The organism is Bacteroides sp. FSHCM14E1 (genome assembly GCF_019633785.1).
In the GTDB taxonomy this organism is placed as follows: Bacteria; Bacteroidota; Bacteroidia; order Bacteroidales; family Bacteroidaceae; genus Bacteroides; species Bacteroides hominis.
Genome location: NZ_JADKYL010000001.1, coordinates 324,706 through 341,510 on the forward strand (window position 1 = coordinate 324,706; position 16,805 = coordinate 341,510).

At 43.9% G+C, this 16,805-nt stretch carries 12 protein-coding genes; 10 read left to right on the top strand and 2 right to left on the bottom strand.

The features are described 5' to 3' along the window. The first annotated feature begins 1 nt into the window (after position 1). The 4 genes from ISX59_RS01420 to ISX59_RS01435 all read left to right on the top strand — a co-directional run bounded on the left by ISX59_RS01420 (position 2) and on the right by ISX59_RS01435 (position 5,750). Complete coding sequence (locus ISX59_RS01420; RefSeq protein ID WP_005777534.1) at positions 2–562, top strand: F0F1 ATP synthase subunit delta; 561 nt, start codon at positions 2–4, stop codon at positions 560–562. A 13-nt stretch (positions 563–575) separates the two neighbouring features. After that, positions 576–2,159 (top strand): F0F1 ATP synthase subunit alpha, encoded by a 1,584-nt coding sequence (atpA, locus tag ISX59_RS01425; RefSeq protein ID WP_005777536.1) that lies wholly within the window; start codon positions 576–578, stop codon positions 2,157–2,159. Between the two features lie 18 nt (positions 2,160–2,177). After that, positions 2,178–3,050 carry a F0F1 ATP synthase subunit gamma gene (locus ISX59_RS01430; RefSeq protein WP_005777539.1) on the top strand — a complete coding sequence of 291 codons (873 nt, stop codon included), beginning with the start codon at positions 2,178–2,180 and terminating at the stop codon, positions 3,048–3,050. A 159-nt stretch (positions 3,051–3,209) separates the two neighbouring features. Continuing rightward, a complete protein-coding gene (locus ISX59_RS01435; RefSeq protein ID WP_195341114.1) occupies positions 3,210–5,750 on the top strand; it encodes a helix-turn-helix domain-containing protein in 2,541 nt (846 codons plus the stop codon). Between the two features lie 68 nt (positions 5,751–5,818). Here ISX59_RS01435 and ISX59_RS01440 read toward each other — a convergent pair whose 3' ends face one another. Beyond that, the gene (locus ISX59_RS01440) at positions 5,819–6,175 is read right to left on the bottom strand and encodes a co-chaperone YbbN (protein ID WP_005777545.1); all 357 of its coding nucleotides are present in this window, start codon (positions 6,173–6,175) and stop codon (positions 5,819–5,821) included. Between the two features lie 231 nt (positions 6,176–6,406). Here ISX59_RS01440 and ISX59_RS01445 point away from each other — a divergent pair, with 231 nt between their 5' ends. The 6 genes from ISX59_RS01445 to ISX59_RS01470 all read left to right on the top strand — a co-directional run bounded on the left by ISX59_RS01445 (position 6,407) and on the right by ISX59_RS01470 (position 14,830). Then, complete coding sequence (locus ISX59_RS01445; RefSeq protein WP_005777546.1) at positions 6,407–7,669, top strand: TolC family protein; 1,263 nt, start codon at positions 6,407–6,409, stop codon at positions 7,667–7,669. Positions 7,670–7,682: 13 nt separating this feature from the next. Then, complete coding sequence (locus ISX59_RS01450) at positions 7,683–8,771, top strand: efflux RND transporter periplasmic adaptor subunit (protein ID WP_005777548.1); 1,089 nt, start codon at positions 7,683–7,685, stop codon at positions 8,769–8,771. Between the two features lie 14 nt (positions 8,772–8,785). Beyond that, complete coding sequence (locus ISX59_RS01455) at positions 8,786–11,911, top strand: efflux RND transporter permease subunit (protein WP_220575583.1); 3,126 nt, start codon at positions 8,786–8,788, stop codon at positions 11,909–11,911. Positions 11,912–11,944: 33 nt separating this feature from the next. Continuing rightward, positions 11,945–12,619, top strand: coding sequence for a response regulator transcription factor (locus tag ISX59_RS01460; protein WP_005777552.1), 675 nt, complete (start codon positions 11,945–11,947; stop codon positions 12,617–12,619). A gap of 17 nt (positions 12,620–12,636) precedes the next feature. Beyond that, on the top strand, positions 12,637–13,974 hold the full coding sequence (locus ISX59_RS01465; protein ID WP_220575584.1) for a HAMP domain-containing sensor histidine kinase: 1,338 nt from the start codon (positions 12,637–12,639) through the stop codon (positions 13,972–13,974). A 181-nt stretch (positions 13,975–14,155) separates the two neighbouring features. After that, positions 14,156–14,830 (top strand): MarC family protein, encoded by a 675-nt coding sequence (locus ISX59_RS01470; protein WP_005805743.1) that lies wholly within the window; start codon positions 14,156–14,158, stop codon positions 14,828–14,830. 43 nt (positions 14,831–14,873) lie between these two features. On the opposite strand, the gene ISX59_RS01475 is transcribed toward ISX59_RS01470, so the two are convergent. After that, complete coding sequence (locus ISX59_RS01475; RefSeq protein ID WP_181996495.1) at positions 14,874–16,619, bottom strand: SGNH/GDSL hydrolase family protein; 1,746 nt, start codon at positions 16,617–16,619, stop codon at positions 14,874–14,876. Between the last annotated feature and the right edge of the window lie 186 nt (positions 16,620–16,805).

Below are 16,805 nucleotides of genomic sequence, written 5' to 3' on the forward strand. Positions count from 1 at the left end.
AATGGAAGTCGGAATAATTTCAATGCGGTATGCGAAAGCTCTGATGGCTTATGCGGAAGAGAGAGGAGCGGAAGACAGGCTATATCATGAACTTGTCACGCTGGCACACAGTTTCCGTACAGTGAAGGGATTTTGTGCCGTACTTGATAATCCCATTGTTTCTGTTGACGAAAAGTTCAGTCTGATCTGTACGGCAGCCGATGGAGACAATAAACCGAGTGAAGAGTTTATTCGTTTTGTCCGTCTGGTACTCAAGGAGAGAAGGGAGACTTATCTGCAGTTCATGAGTCTGATGTATCTGGATCTTTACCGGAAGAAGAAGCATATTGGTGTAGGTAAACTGATCACTGCTGTCCCGGTAGATAAGGCTACTGAAGAGCGTATCCGACAAACTGCTGCACATATTTTGCATGCGTATATGGAGTTGGAAACAGTGATCGACCCTTCTATAGAAGGTGGCTTTGTTTTCGATATTAACGATTACCGACTTGATGCCAGTATCGCTACACAGTTGAAGAAAGTGAAACAACAGTTCATTGATAAGAATCGAAGAATTGTATAATTAGTGAAAAATTATGTCTGAAAATATAAGAGTAAGCGAAGTATCTGAGATTCTGCGCCAACAGCTTGAAGGAATCGAGACCAAGGTGCAGCTTGATGAAATCGGTACGGTGCTGCAGGTGAGTGATGGTGTGGTACGTATTTACGGTCTGCGCAATGCCGAGGCCAACGAACTGCTTGAGTTTGATAATGGTATCAAGGCCATTGTTATGAACCTGGAAGAAGATAATGTGGGTGCCGTCTTGCTCGGACCTACGGATAAGATCAAGGAAGGTTTCACAGTGAAACGTACCAAACGAATCGCTTCTATCCGTGTGGGAGAAAGTATGTTGGGACGCGTTATCGATCCGTTGGGAGAACCGTTGGACGGAAAAGGATTGATCGGCGGTGAACTCTATGAAATGCCTTTGGAGCGTAAAGCTCCGGGGGTAATCTATCGTCAGCCGGTAAATCAGCCGTTGCAAACAGGTCTGAAAGCAGTTGATGCAATGATTCCTATCGGTCGTGGACAGCGTGAGTTGATTATCGGTGACCGGCAGACGGGAAAAACATCGATAGCTATTGATACGATAATAAACCAGCGTAGTAATTACGAAGCGGGCGATCCGGTATATTGCATTTATGTAGCTATCGGACAGAAAGGATCTACAGTGGCTTCTATTGTGAATACTTTACGCCAATATGGTGCGATGGATTACACTATTGTAGTAGCTGCCACAGCCGGAGATCCTGCTGCACTTCAATATTTCGCTCCGTTTGCAGGGGCTGCTATCGGTGAGTATTTCCGTGATACCGGTCGTCATGCGTTGGTGGTTTATGATGACTTGTCCAAACAGGCGGTATCTTATCGTGAAGTATCTTTGATTCTCCGTCGTCCTTCCGGTCGTGAAGCTTATCCGGGTGATATCTTCTATTTGCATTCCCGTTTGCTGGAACGTGCAGCCAAGATTATCAATCAGGAAGAGGTGGCTCGTGAAATGAACGACTTGCCCGAGAGTCTGAAAGGAAAAGTGAAAGGCGGAGGTTCACTGACAGCATTGCCTATTATCGAAACACAGGCCGGAGACGTTTCTGCCTATATTCCGACTAATGTGATTTCCATTACAGACGGTCAGATATTCCTTGATACGGATTTATTCAATCAAGGTAACCGTCCGGCTATCAATGTCGGTATCTCAGTTTCCCGTGTGGGAGGTAATGCTCAGATTAAGGCTATGAAAAAAGTGGCCGGTACGTTAAAAATAGACCAGGCGCAATATCGTGAACTGGAAGCATTCTCCAAATTTAGCGGAGACATGGATCCGGTTACCGCACTGACCATTGACAAAGGACAAAAGAATGCCCGTTTATTGGTTCAACCTCAATATTCTCCGATGCCGGTAGAGAAGCAGATTGCGATTCTCTATTGTGGTATCAACGGATTGCTGAGAAATGTTCCACTGGATAAGGTAGAAGACTTTGAGGCGGCATTTCTCAATACACTCGCTCTCGATCATCAGTCGGATGTACTGGACGTATTGAAGACAGGAGTAATCAATGATGAAGTAACGAAAGCGATTGAGGAAACAGCAACGATGGTTGCGAAACAGTTTAGTTAATTATAAACCATAAAGACTATGGCTTCACTAAAAGAAGTAAAAACCAGAATAAATTCGGTACAGAGTACCCGAAAAATCACTTCAGCAATGAAGATGGTGGCTTCTGCCAAGTTACACAAGGCACAGGGAGCCATTGAAAACATGCTGCCTTATCAGAGGAAACTGAATAAGATATTGACCAACTTTCTAAGTGCTGACCTTCCGGTAGAGTCTCCATTCTGTGCGGAACGCCCTGTCAAGCGTATTGCTATTGTAGCTTTCTCTTCCAACAGCTCTTTATGTGGTGCTTTCAATGCGAACGTACTAAAGATGTTTTTGCAGACGGTTGGAGAATATCGTGAGCTGGGGCAGGATAATATCCTGATCTATCCGGTTGGCAAGAAAATAGAGGAAGCTGTGAAAAAATTAGGATTTTTTTCTCAAGGGAGCTATCAGAGACTGGCAGATAAGCCTTCGTACGATGAAGCTGCTGCGTTGGCCAGATTGTTGATGGAACTTTTTCTGGAGAAGAACATCGACCGGGTGGAGTTGATTTATCATCATTTCAGATCGATGGGAATACAGGAGCTGTTGCGTGAAAGATACTTGCCGATTGATCTGTCTGCCGTTCAGAATGAAGACGGGAAAACCGGAATGGTAAATGACTATATCATAGAACCTTCCGCAGCCCAGTTGATAGCGGATCTGATTCCGCAGGTTTTGAGTCAAAAGATCTTTACGGCTGCTCTCGATTCTAATGCATCCGAACATGCCGCACGTACTTTAGCTATGCAAATAGCAACGGATAATGCCAATGAACTGATTCAGGAACTGACAAAGCAGTATAATAAGACCCGCCAGCAAGCCATTACAAACGAGTTGCTTGATATTGTGGGCGGTAGTATGGCTTAAACTTTCCACAGGGGGCACAAAGGTTGCGGAGTTGTTATCAATGAAGAAACTGACAACCAATCATCGTCCGTAGCCTTTGTATCTTCTGTGGCAAAATAACTTATTATTATATTGGTTTCTTCTTTCTTTTGCTATAACTTTGTAGCAAAGTATTATTTCATGGAAGAAAATCACGAATTAGAATTAGCCTGGCAAGTCATTGAAAATACCGGTACCCATCTGTTTCTGACAGGAAAAGCCGGAACCGGAAAAACAACCTTCCTTCGTCGGTTAAAGGAATTAACTCCCAAACGCATGGTAGTGGTCGCTCCTACGGGGATTGCTGCCATTAATGCCGGAGGTGTCACCATACACTCTTTTTTCCAATTAAACTTTGCGCCATATATTCCGGAGAGTACATTCAATTCTGCCCAACAAAGCTTCCATAAATTCGGGAAAGAAAAAATCAATATTATCCGTAGCATGGACCTGTTGGTGATCGATGAAATCAGTATGGTACGTGCCGATCAACTTGATGCGGTGGATGCAGTGTTGCGTCGTTATCGGGATCGTTCGAAACCTTTTGGAGGTGTTCAACTTCTGATGATAGGCGATTTACAGCAGTTGGCTCCGGTAGTAAAGGAAGAAGACTGGAACTTGTTGACCTCTTATTATGACACGGCATTTTTCTTTGGCAGTCATTCACTGAAAGAGACTGAATATATCACTATAGAGTTGAAGAAAGTCTATCGACAGAGCGATACGGCTTTTGTCGGATTATTAAATAAAATCAGAGACAAAGAGGCCGACGAATCTGTGCTGGAAGAATTGAATAAACGTTATCTTCCGGAGTTTCGTCCGAGAGAAGAAGAAGGGTACATCCGGCTGACGACACATAATTATCAGGCCCAGCAATATAATGACAGACAGCTGCTTTCTCTTTCCGGCAGAGCTTTCAGCTTTCAGGCGAGGGTAGAAGGTACTTTCCCGGAATCGGCTTATCCGGCGGATGAAATGCTCACTGTCAAGGAAGGGGCTCAGATTATGTTTATTAAAAACGACTCTTCCGGGGAACATCGATATTATAATGGAATGATCGGTTTGGTTACGGCTGTTGGTAAAGATGGCATCCGGGTGAAAGGAAATGGAGAATCGCAGGACTTTTTACTTGAAACGGAAGAATGGACAAATAGTAAATACAGTCTGAATCCGCAGACGAAAGAGATAACGGAAGAGGTTGAAGGTACTTTCCGGCAGTATCCTATTCGTTTGGCATGGGCTATAACGATCCATAAAAGTCAGGGTTTGACTTTTGAACGTGCCATCATTGATGCAAACGCTTCTTTTGCTCATGGGCAGGTTTATGTTGCGCTGAGTCGTTGTAAATCTCTTCAGGGACTGGTACTCAGTTCTCCTTTAAGGAGAGAGTCTATTATCAGTGACGACACGATTGACGAATTCACCCGTAATGCCGGAGAACTGACCCCTGATAAGCATAAGCTGGCTCTGCTGCGTCAACATTATTTCTACGAGTTGCTATGTGAACAATTCGATTTTCATCCTCTTGAGCAACATTTCGCACGTGTTCTGCGTCTGCTCGATGAACACTTATACCGACTCTATCCAAAGTTGCTGGAACGGTATAAAGAAACGATCGATCTGTATAAAGCTCAGATAATGAAGGTTGCCGATACTTTCAAGTTGCAATATTCGACTCTGTTGATGGAGGTGGAGGACTATGACGCAAATCCGAAACTGAATGAACGAATTGTGGCCGGTGCCCATTATTTCCGTAAACACCTGGAGGATTTGTTAAACCCACTGATGGTTTCTACAAAGGTAGAAACGGATAATAAAGAACTGAAAAAGAAATTTTCCGAAGCGTTAGATACATTGAAGACGACACTCCATGTGAAGCTGGGAACACTCTATTATACCGAAAAAGAAGGTTTTACCGTATCAGCTTTTCTAAAACATAAGGCTGTCCTGACCTTATCCGTTTCCGGAGGAGAAAGTACATCCTCGTCCGGAAGATCAGAACGTAAACCCCGAACTGCTGAAAAAATAGAAGTTCCTACCGATATCCTACATCCGGAACTGTATAAACAGTTGATTGCATGGAGAAATTCAGAAGCTTCGAAAGCTAATCTTCCTGTTTACACTGTTATACAACAGAAAGCAATACTGGGCATTGTGAATTTATTGCCCTGTGATACGGCTTCGTTAGTGCGTATTCCATATTTTGGGAAGCGTGGTGCCGAAAAGTACGGCGATGTTTTGCTTGAAATGGTGAGCCGATATGTAAAGGAACAGGGAATAGAACGTCCACCAATGCCTGCAATAACATTGACCCTCAAAAAAGAAACTAAGGAACCGAAAGAGCCAAAGCCTCTAAAAGAAACTAAACCCGTGAAGGAGCCAAAACTTGACACCAAAGAGATAACCTATCGTCTTTTCAGGCAGGGGAAAAATATCGAAGAGATAGCCAAGGAACGTGAGTTGGTTTCAGGGACTGTAGCCGGACATCTGGAGCATTATGTACGCTTGGGAGCAGTTAAGATAGAGCAGCTCGTTCCGAAAGAAAAGATTATGAAAATTACCCGTTATGTGCAAGCTAATGGAAGTGACAAAGGACTTACGGCAATTAAAGCTGCTTTGGGTGATGAGGTTTCATATGCAGATATAAGGCTGGTACTTGCTACCGAAAAAAAAGAATCATAAGATTTGTACGTCAGTCAGCTTACGTTTTACCGTGGTTGACTGACGTACCCAATGCTTAGTCAGGTAAATTATAATAGTGCCTCTTCTATTAACGCTTTTAGTTGCGTTTTATTCATGGTTCCTAATTTCATGGTCGGTTCTCCTCCAACAGGACAAAGCAGCAGATTAGGGATTGTACGAATGGCAAAAGCCGCTTCCAATTCCGGTTCCTGATCTACATCCACTTTATAAATATCTATTTTACCATTATATTCTACAGCCAGTTGATCCAGTATGGGTGACAGTGCTTTGCAATATACACACCAGGGAGCATGAAAATCTACCAGGCAGGGCTTGTTGCCTTTAAACTTCCATTCTTTCGGATATCCTTGATAATCTGCAACCTTTTCTACAAAACTTTCTTTGGTTAAATCGATGACTTTCATATTTCTATTTTTTAAAGGGTTACTACTTGTTTGTTTCTTTGATGTTGCAAAGATAGGAAGATCGGAGTTATTGGCAGATAGCTATTTCTCCTATTGTATTAGCAATTCTTCCTTGTCCTGCTTTTTCCGCTTTCTAATAACTTTCTAATCTCATCTGAGTATCTTATAATTGCTTTCAAACGGTCTGCGTGAAGTGTGAATTGTACTTTTGTCATCAAAATAACAAGGACTATGACCAGAAAGTTTTTTATTCTCTTTTTTCTTGGATTTTTCGGAATTGCCGGAGCACAGCAACCCTCCGGGAGCTTGACGCTGAAAGAGGCCGAGCAACGTTTCCTGAAATGTAATTTATCCCTATTGGCCGAACGCTACAATATAGATATGGCACAAGCCAGGTTGCTTCAAGCTCGATTATTTGATAACCCGGTGATCTCATTCGAACAAAATGTTTACAACCGGCTTAATGGCACTTATTTTGATTTTGGTAAGAGCGGTGAATCTGTTGTAGAGATAGAACAGGTGATCCGTCTTGCCGGACAACGGAATAAGCAAATACGGTTGGAGAAAATAAACCGGGAAATTGCCGGCTATCAGTTTGAGGAGGTAATGCGGACTTTACGTCAGGAGCTTGGGGAAGCTTTTATCGAAGTTTACTATCTGTCAAAGTCATTATCGGTTTATGATAAAGAGGTCAGTTCGCTTGAACATTTGTTGGCAGGCATTAAGGAACAGCATGTGAAGGGGAATGTTTCTTTAATGGAGATGACCCGTCTCGAGTCAATGCTGTTCTCCTTGAAAAAGGATATGAGCGAATGTGAGAGCCATTATCTATCACGGCGGGGAGAGTTGAATTTATTATTGAACTTGCCCATTGATTTTCGCACTGAGCCAATAGTAGATGAAGGTTCGCTTGAACGTTTGACCATAAATGGATTGTCTTATGCCGGTTTACAAGAGATGGTATCCGTGAGGCCTGACCAAAAGATGGCACGTAGTAATATCATTGCTTCGCAAGCCGATCTGAAATTACAGAAATCGTTGGCCTTTCCCGAATTTTCAGTGAAAGGTAACTATGATCGTCAAGGTAATTTTATTAATAATTATTTCGCTATCGGGTTTAGTATGTCTGTTCCTATCTTTAACCGTAACCAAGGGAATATCAAGATGGCACGCTTCAATCTCCTGAAGGCAGGCCGGGAGCAGGAATATATTCGCAGTAAAGCTGAGACAGAACTGTATGCTGCCTATACTGCCTTAGATAAAGCGTTCAAGCTTTATCGGTCAGTGGATGGGAGATTGGAACATAACTTTGAGAAACTGATAGCCGGAGCCAATGAAAACTTTATCAAACGTAATATCAGTCTTTTAGAGTTTATCGATTTTTACGATAGCTATAAAGAGACCTGCATTCAGCTTTATGATATAAAGAAAAACGTATTTCTCGGCATTGAGAATCTGAATGCAGTAGTCGGGCAACATGTCTTTAATAATTAAATCCATATAATTTATGAATTGGACAAAATACTTTCCATGTATATTGATTCTGGGGTTGGGAGGTTGTTCATCAAAGATGAAGCAATCTGAGGTGCATACAAACTTATGTCTGACAGATAGTTTACTGAAAATAGTCTCTGTCGATACGGTACGTCTGCATGATGTGACGGATGAACTGGTTCTAAACGGGCGTGTGACTTTCAATCAGGAGCAGGTAGCGCACATTTATCCTATGTTTGGCGGTACTGTGGCGGAGCTTCATGCCGAAGTAGGGGATTACGTACGAAAAGGAGATATACTTGCGGTGATCCGTAGCGGTGAAGTGGCTGACTACGAGAAACAAATGAAGGAAGCAAACCAGCAGGTTATCATTGCCCGTAGAAATATGGATGCCACTCAGGATATGTTCGATTCAGGCTTGGCGTCTGATAAAGACGTATTGCAGGTGCGACAGGAATTGGCTAATGCAGAGGCGGAAGAGAACCGCATCAAAGAAATCTTTTCCATCAACCATTTCAGCGGTCGATCATTTTACGAAATCAAATCTCCGGTTTCCGGTTTTATTGTAGACAAAAAGGTGAGTAAAGACATGCAACTCCGCTCCGATCAGAGTGAGGAGATATTCACTGTTTCCGGCCTGGAAAATGTATGGGTGATGGCAGATGTTTATGAAAGTGATATTAGCAGAGTAGTTGAAGGAGCACCCGTACATATCACTACCTTGGCTTATCCCGATAAGGTCTTTTCCGGAAGTATCGATAAAGTCTATCACATGCTGGATACCGAAAGTAAGACGATGAATGTGCGCATTAAATTGTGTAATGAAGATTACTTGCTGAAGCCGGGTATGTTTACCAATGTCGGTGTGGAGTGTAAGTCGTCCGGGAAACAAATGCCCCGGATCGATGCACATGCCCTGATATTCGAAGGAGGGAAAAACTATGTTGTGGCAGTGGCTACGGACCACCGTTTATCGATTAAGGAGATTGATGTTTACAAACAGCTGAGTAAGGAATGTTATGTCCGTTCCGGACTTTCAGAAGGTGACAGAGTGTTGAATCAAAATGTATTATTGGTCTACAATGCTTTGAATGCAGACTAAAAGCGAAAAAAACTATGCATAAGTTTATAGACAATATTGTGGCTTTTTCGTTGAAGAATAAGTTTTTCGTCTTTTTTTGTACGGTGATTGCCATCATCGCCGGTGTGGTTTCATTCAGACACACTCCGATCGATGCATTTCCCGATGTGACGAATACGAAAGTGACCATCATTACCCAGTGGCCGGGACGCAGTGCCGAAGAGGTAGAGAAGTTTATTACGATTCCGGTGGAGATAGCCATGAATTCGGTACAGAAGAAGACAGATATCCGTTCGACAACCTTGTTTGGGTTGTCAGTCATCAATGTGCTGTTTGAGGATCATGTGGATGATTTTGTTGCTCGTCAACAGGTATATAATTTATTGAATGATGCCGATCTGCCGGAAGGAGTAACTCCTGAGGTGCAGCCTCTCTACGGACCTACAGGAGAGATTTACCGCTATACCCTGCGAAGTGACAAACGGAGTGTACGCGAACTGAAAACGATTCAGGATTGGGTGATCGATCGCAATCTGCGTGCCGTATCGGGTGTGGCGGATATTGTCAGTTTCGGTGGTGAAGTAAAAACCTGTGAAGTAAGTGTCAACCCAAACCAGTTAATCAATTACGGCATCACCTCGCTGGAACTTTATGATGCCATTTCGAAGAGTAATATTAATGTGGGCGGAGATGTAATAACCAAAAGCTCCCAGGCTTATGTCGTAAGAGGTATAGGGCTGATTAACGATTTGGAGGAGTTGCGGAACATTGTAGTGAAAAATATCAATGGTACTCCCATTCTGGTGAGGAATCTGGCTGATGTCCGTGAATCTTGTTTACCTCGTCTGGGACAGGTAGGGCGAATGGACGAGGATGATGTCGTGGAAGGTATTGTAGTGATGCGCAAGGGAGAGAACCCGGGTGAAGTGATATCCGGGCTGAAGATGAAAATAGATGAATTGAACGAAAGCATCTTACCGACGGATGTAAAGATTGTACCTTTTTATGATCGGGAGGATCTGGTGGATCTTGCTGTACATACTGTAACGCACAATCTGGTGGAAGGCATACTATTGGTAACTTTCATTGTATTCATCTTTATGGCGGACTGGCGGACAACGGTAGTGGTAGCTGTCATTATCCCTTTATCCCTGTTGTTTGCTTTTATCTGCTTGCATGTAATGGGGATGTCCGCCAATCTGCTTTCTATGGGAGCCATTGACTTTGGGATCATAATAGACGGGGCCGTAGTGATGGTAGAAGGTATATTCGTTGCTCTCGATCGGAAAGCGAGAGAAGTGAGGATGCCCGTTTTCAACCGGATGTCGAAGATGAGGCTGATCCGGAATACTGCCAAAGAAAAGGCCAAAGCGGTCTTTTTCTCCAAGCTGATTATTATTACGGCGTTAATCCCCATATTCTCGTTTCAAAAGGTGGAAGGGAAAATGTTTTCTCCTTTGGCTTATACATTGGGGTTTGCTTTACTGGGGGCCTTGATTTTTACTTTGACCCTGGTTCCGGTCATGTCATCCATCCTGTTAAGGAAAAATGTGAGTGAGAAAAGTAATTTTCTGGTGAGTTTTATTAGAGAGAAAAGTTCGGCTTTATTTGCCATTTTTCATGCTCATCGTAAGCTGTCCATCGGATTAGCTTCTTTGGTCGGAGGAGCCGGGCTGTTTCTTTACTCTTTTCTGGGGATGGAGTTTCTGCCGCAGTTGAATGAAGGAGCCATCTATATTCGTGCCACCCTTCCGCAAAGCATTTCTCTGGATGAGTCTGTTTCACTTGCCAACAGAATGCGTAGAGAGCTGTTGGTTTTTCCCGAAGTAAAGCAGGTGCTCTCGCAAACCGGGCGCCCGAATGATGGGACTGATGCTACCGGTTTTTACAATGTGGAATTTCATGTTGATATTTATCCGGAGAAAGAGTGGGAGAGCGGACTCAGTAAAGAACAGTTGATTGAAAAAATGCAATCTGTCCTTGCTCTCTATCCCGGTACCGATTTCAATTTCTCACAACCGATTACTGACAACGTGGAGGAAGCCGCTTCGGGTGTAAAAGGTTCTATTGCCGTTAAGGTTTTCGGGAAGGATTTATATGAGGCAGAGAAACTGGCTGTACAGATAAACAAAGTGTTGGGAACCGTAGCAGGTATTGAAGATCTGGGAGTGATCCGGAATATAGGTCAGCCGGAACTTCGCATCGAGTTGAACGAAAAACAGCTTGCCCGTTATGGTGTATCGAAAGAAAATGTACAATCTATTATTGAGATGGCCATCGGAGGTAAATCTGCTTCATTGCTCTATGAAGACGAGCGTAAGTTCAATATCATGGTTCGTTATAATGAAGAGTTCCGCCAGAACGAAGAGCAGATAGGTAAGATTCTGGTACCAGCGATGGATGGTGCGATGATCCCGATCAAGGAATTGGCAGATATCCGGACCATTACAGGACCATTGCTTATATTCCGTGACAGCCATACCCGTTTTTGTGCTGTTAAGTTCTCTGTACGTGGTCGTGCCATGGGGTCTGCCGTTGCCGAAGCACAAAAGAAAGTGGAAGCTTCGGTACATCTTCCGGACGGATATACACTGAAATGGACCGGAGATTTTGAGAATCAGCAACGTGCCAGCAAACGCCTTGCACAGGTTGTTCCCGTCAGTATTGCCATTATATTCGTTATCCTCTTCATCCTGTTTTCCAATGCCCGGGATGCAGGACTGGTATTGTTGAATGTCCCATTTGCGGCGGCCGGCGGTATCATTGCCCTGTTGATCACTCACTTCAACTTCTCAATTTCTGCCGGGATCGGTTTTATAGCCTTGTTCGGCATTTGCATTCAGAACGGAGTGATTATGATTTCGGGTATTAAGTCGAATGTGCATTCGCACATGTCTTTGGCCGAAGCAGTGAAGAGTACGGTTCATTCTCGGGTCCGGCCGGTTGTGATGACGGCTGCTATGGCTGCTATCGGACTGATGCCGGCAGCCATGAGCCATGGTATCGGCTCCGAGTCGCAGCGTCCGCTTGCCATTGTTATTATCGGTGGCGTATTGTGTGATACTTTCTTTACGCTTTTTATTTTTCCGCTGATTGTAGAGGCCATTTATGGTAAAACTTTGTTTGATAAAGATGGAAAGCTGCGGCAAAGACGAGTGTAAACCGTATATTTGTCACTTTAAAACTCAAAAGTTATGGCAAAGATATTATTGGTAGAAGATGAAGTGAATATAGCTTCGTTCATAGAACGGGGACTGAAGGAGTTCGGACATACAGTGTCAGTTGCCAATGACGGTAATTCCGGATGGGAACTGATCCGGCAGGAAGTATTCGATCTGCTGATCATAGATATTATTATGCCCGGAATGAATGGCTTGGAGCTTTGCCGTCTCTATCGCCGTCAGTATGGTTATCTGGTTCCGGTGATTATGTTGACTGCGCTGGGTACGACGGAGGATATCGTAAAAGGATTGGATGCGGGAGCTGACGACTACTTGGTGAAGCCTTTCAGCTTTCAGGAGCTGGAAGCCCGGATCAAGGCCATCCTGCGTAGAGGAAGAGAAGATTCCGCCCGGCAGTTGGTATGTGATGATTTGGTGCTTAACTGTAACAGCCGCCGTGCCAGACGTGGAGAAGCGGAGATAGACCTCACCGTCAAGGAATACCGTTTACTGGAATATTTTATGACCCATCAGGGATTGGTACTTTCGCGCCTGACATTATTGAGAGATGTATGGGATAAGAATTTTGATACGAATACCAATGTAGTGGATGTATACGTAAACTACCTTCGTGGTAAGATTGATAAAGACTTTAGTAAGAAACTGATTCATACTGTAGTTGGTTCCGGATATATCATGTATGCCTGACTAAAAAACACCTGACTATGAAAATCGGACGTAAGATTGCCCTCTTTTATACGTTGATAACAGTGTTGACCACCATGATCGTCATTGGAGTGTTTTATCTCTTCAGTTCGAGGTATATCGACGGATTGTATCAGTCGTATCTTCGGGAAAAAGCTTTTCTGACTGCCCAGAAACATTGGGAACGGGATGAGGTGGACGAACAAAGCTATCTGGCCATTCAACGGAAGTATGATGAACTGTTGCCGGAGGCCAAAGAGATTTTGCTGAATATGGACAGTGACGTCGTGGTACGTGATACGTTGAATAAATATCTTTCTGCCGGGCAACAAAAACTGCTCCTTGATTCAAAGGAGATGTCATCGGTATCTTTTGTCCATAAAGATATGTTGGGAGCTGCTTTGTACTATCCTGACAATGAGGGAAACTTTATCGTAATCGTAATGTCGCATAATGGCTATGGGGTTAAAATACAGGAACATTTGCTGGTATTATCTACCTTCCTGATACTCAGCAGTTCAGTATTGATCTTCTTCATGGGACAACTTTATTCTACGAGAATACTAATCCCCTTACAACATATTTTATTGCAGCTGCAGCGGATACGGGGCAATAGCCTGAACCGCCGACTGAAGACTACCGGCAATAAAGATGAACTGGATCATTTGATAAAAGCATTAAACAGTATGCTCGACCGTATCGACACTGCGTTCAAAGCAGAAAAATCGTTTGTCAGCCATGCTTCCCACGAATTGAATAATCCCATTACCGCCATTCAGGGTGAGTGTGAAATCAGTTTGTTAAAGGAGCGTAGCACGGAGGAATATGTCGAAGCCCTTCAACGAATTGCCGGGGAAAGCAAACGTCTCTCTAACTTGATCAGGCATTTGATGTTTTTGTCGAGGCAGGAAGAGGATATCCGGAAAAACAACGTCGAAAAGATTTATCTGGCAGACTTATTACAGGAGATGAGTACTGCTGTTCCCCGCCTCCGGTTGCAATATCCGGAGGACGGCGTAAAGAGTGCTGTGGTCGATGCAAATCCCTATTTGTTTAAGATAGCCTTGCAGAACATTATAGACAATGCCTGCAAGTATTCGCAAGAAGAGGTGATTGTGCGGCTTTACAAAGAGGGGGAACGATGGGGAATAGCGGTCGGGGACTCCGGAATCGGAATTCCCAAGGACGAGATAGAACATATCTTCCAGTCGTTCTACCGGGGAAGTAATACGAGAGAATATACAGGGCAGGGGGTTGGACTCAGCCTTTCAGCGAAAATATTTTCTGTTTACGGAGGAAAAATAGAGATTGCTTCCGAGGAAGGGAAGGGGACGGAAGTGAAGGTCATTTTCGGGTGACGCATCATCCGGATTTCTAAGTGGGGTACGTACGTTAGCATATGCTTTGGCACGTATATGACGGCCTGTTAAAATATCACAATAAGAAGATGTTTCTTGCATTTATAACATCAATAAGAGGCAATCTGTGTTTGTAGATGAGTGTTGCATTCTTAATAAAGTGTTTTAAAAAGCAAGAACTATGTCGTTGAGTAATCTGCTAATCATATTTTCATCCTCCTTTATGGCTTTGTTTCCCGTAGTAAACCCTTTGGGAAACGGTTTTGTCGTAAATGGCTTTTTTACAGACTTGGACCCAAAACAGCGAAAGACTGCCATTCAGAAGCTGATTTTCAACTTTATAATGATCGGTGTCGGTACTTTGGTGATAGGGCATCTGTTTTTGTTGATTTTCGGTCTGGCCATTCCTGTGATTCAGCTTGGAGGCGGCATACTGATTTGTAAAACGGCAATGGAATTGCTTGCCGATTCCGGTTCTTCTGATAAGGGAGAGTCTAACCAGAATCTGGATAGCTTTAAATGGAAGAATATAGAACAGAAGATATTTTACCCCATCACATTCCCCATCAGCATCGGTCCCGGCAGTATATCTGTCATATTCACTTTGATGGCCTCTGCCAGTGTCAAAGGGAAACTACTGCAGACCGGAATCAACTATTTTGTTATTGCACTTGTCATCATCTGTATGGCTGCAATACTGTATGTTTTCCTCTCACAGGGGCAGAGGATTATTCAGAAACTCGGGCCTGTAGGCAATCAGATTATAAATAAGCTCGTAGCCTTTTTTACATTTTGCATCGGCATACAGATTTCGGTAACAGGTATATCTCAGATCTTTCATCTGAATATCTTGTAATGATGAAAGGTTGATATGTATTTATCAGCAACCGGATCTCTGCTTATAGATACTCTTTCAGCACCTTTGCGATCCGCTTGTATCCTTCTGCATTCGGATGCAGTCCGTCACGGAACAGAGAAGAGTCTATCGATCCGTCTTTTTGCGTCAGTTGCGGAGCAAGGTCAATGTAAGTACAGTCTTTGCCTGCCAGTTGTTTTTGTAATTCCGCATCGATTCCGGCAATGCGGGCTTCCATCCCTTTTCTTGGCAGGATGCCCATGATGCAGAGTTTTGCCTGCGGCTGACGTTCATGAATGGCTTTTGCGATCCGGCAGATACCTTCTATAATTTCTTCATCACTGTTGAATGACAGATTATTGGTACCTATCAGCAGAAATATATTGCGAGCCTGGAAACCGTCCAGTTCTCCGTGATAGATGCGCCATAGTACATTCTCTGTTTTGTCCCAGCCGAATCCGAGGTTGCGTACACTTCTCCCTTTGAATAATTTCTCCCAGGATTCTTTGCCAAACTGGTTATGCGCGATGGGTTCGCCTCCCCAGAAGTGTGTTATCGAGTTGCCGATCATCACTATTTCAGGAGCACTTTGTTTGTTCAGTTTCAAGATTTCTTCGTGACGGCCGTACCAATCATACGGATCTCTTTGTTGCTTGCATGGGATGCACGAAGCAGGTCCTTGATTGTCTTCACGCAAAATTTCACGTATTTTCTTCTGGTAGCTGTCAGCGTATTGTTGCATACCCAGGTCGGTGGAGTGAACACCATCTACCATGGCATCCATCGGGATACCGATCTCTTCCTTGGTCAGATAGTATACAGCCGGAACCTGCTCTTTTTGTAACGTTTCATATGCCTTGCGCAGTTCTGCATTGGCTACACGATAAGATTCTTCCGCACTTTCGGAACTATATTCGTTACTATAACCGTCGTGTTCTACCAGCAAGATAGGGGTCCGGCTCTTTTCACGCAGCTTTTTCACTCCTTTCAGAGTGCGCTCGTATACAACGGCGGATTCTTTCTTTCCCGACAGATTGGGCATGCAATCGATGATATACAATTGCGCATCGATTTCAGACAACAGATCAAAGAGCGCTTCTTCCAGCTTTCCATTGCCGGAGAAACCAAGATTGATGACCGGATGTCCCAATTTCCGGTTTAAAATATTTCCCCATGCCATGCCCGGGCGGGAAGCGCAAGCTCCTTGTGCAATAGAAGTACCGTATATAACCAGTGGCTTTTCCTGTGAGGCCGGTAGAAAACGGAAAGAGGCATCGGCAGGAACTCCTATTTCCATCCACGATACTTTATTGTATAACGGCAAAAATAATTGATATTCGAATCCGTTACCGGATTTGGCTGCATATGAAAGTCCGCTGAAACTGTAGGTTATCGTGTCACCCATGGAGTATCGTCCGGCACACCATCGTTCCCGCCCGTTGTTGTCCGTAGCGTATAAGTCTACACCCGAAACTCCGGTTGCCGGCATGTGTGGCATAGAGAGTCCGCCTTTCACCACATAACGAACCTTTATTTCCGGTGCATTGGAACGGAACGCAACAGACAGTCCTGCACTTTGCTGCGCCAAATCCCATAAAGGCTTGCGCACTTTATCCTGGGCCCGTAGAGGCAGTCGGGCATATGAATCTTTTAATTCGCTCTGCCATGCTTGTCCACGCACCACATGGATATCTTGGTTTAATGGATTTGCCCATTTGTATTGTGCTTGTAGAGAAACACATCCCAGGAAAAGGGCTAAAAGGGAAAGTTGGAGTTTGGTTGTTTTCATAATCATCATCGTATTAGGGGCATGCAAAGGTAATCATTCCCTCTCAAATATGCAATCGTCCTGACCAATAATAGACGAGTTACACACGGCTCTTTCATCTAACAACCGTCTTCCTCCCTTGTCCCTCCCCACAAAACCTTCCATTCGCACACAGCGATGTGGAAACAGCGCTTCGTTGTTTCTTTT

Coding starts and splice junctions, on each gene's coding strand:
- ISX59_RS01420 (WP_005777534.1), top strand. CDS start 2: ATGGAAGTCGGAATAATTTCAATGCGGTATGCGAAAGCTCTGATGGCT.
- atpA (WP_005777536.1), top strand. CDS start 576: ATGTCTGAAAATATAAGAGTAAGCGAAGTATCTGAGATTCTGCGCCAA.
- ISX59_RS01460 (WP_005777552.1), top strand. CDS start 11,945: ATGGCAAAGATATTATTGGTAGAAGATGAAGTGAATATAGCTTCGTTC.
- ISX59_RS01470 (WP_005805743.1), top strand. CDS start 14,156: ATGTCGTTGAGTAATCTGCTAATCATATTTTCATCCTCCTTTATGGCT.
- ISX59_RS01465 (WP_220575584.1), top strand. CDS start 12,637: ATGAAAATCGGACGTAAGATTGCCCTCTTTTATACGTTGATAACAGTG.
- ISX59_RS01455 (WP_220575583.1), top strand. CDS start 8,786: ATGCATAAGTTTATAGACAATATTGTGGCTTTTTCGTTGAAGAATAAG.
- ISX59_RS01440 (WP_005777545.1), bottom strand. CDS start 6,175: ATGAAAGTCATCGATTTAACCAAAGAAAGTTTTGTAGAAAAGGTTGCA.
- ISX59_RS01475 (WP_181996495.1), bottom strand. CDS start 16,619: ATGAAAACAACCAAACTCCAACTTTCCCTTTTAGCCCTTTTCCTGGGA.
- ISX59_RS01435 (WP_195341114.1), top strand. CDS start 3,210: ATGGAAGAAAATCACGAATTAGAATTAGCCTGGCAAGTCATTGAAAAT.
- ISX59_RS01430 (WP_005777539.1), top strand. CDS start 2,178: ATGGCTTCACTAAAAGAAGTAAAAACCAGAATAAATTCGGTACAGAGT.
- ISX59_RS01445 (WP_005777546.1), top strand. CDS start 6,407: ATGACCAGAAAGTTTTTTATTCTCTTTTTTCTTGGATTTTTCGGAATT.
- ISX59_RS01450 (WP_005777548.1), top strand. CDS start 7,683: ATGAATTGGACAAAATACTTTCCATGTATATTGATTCTGGGGTTGGGA.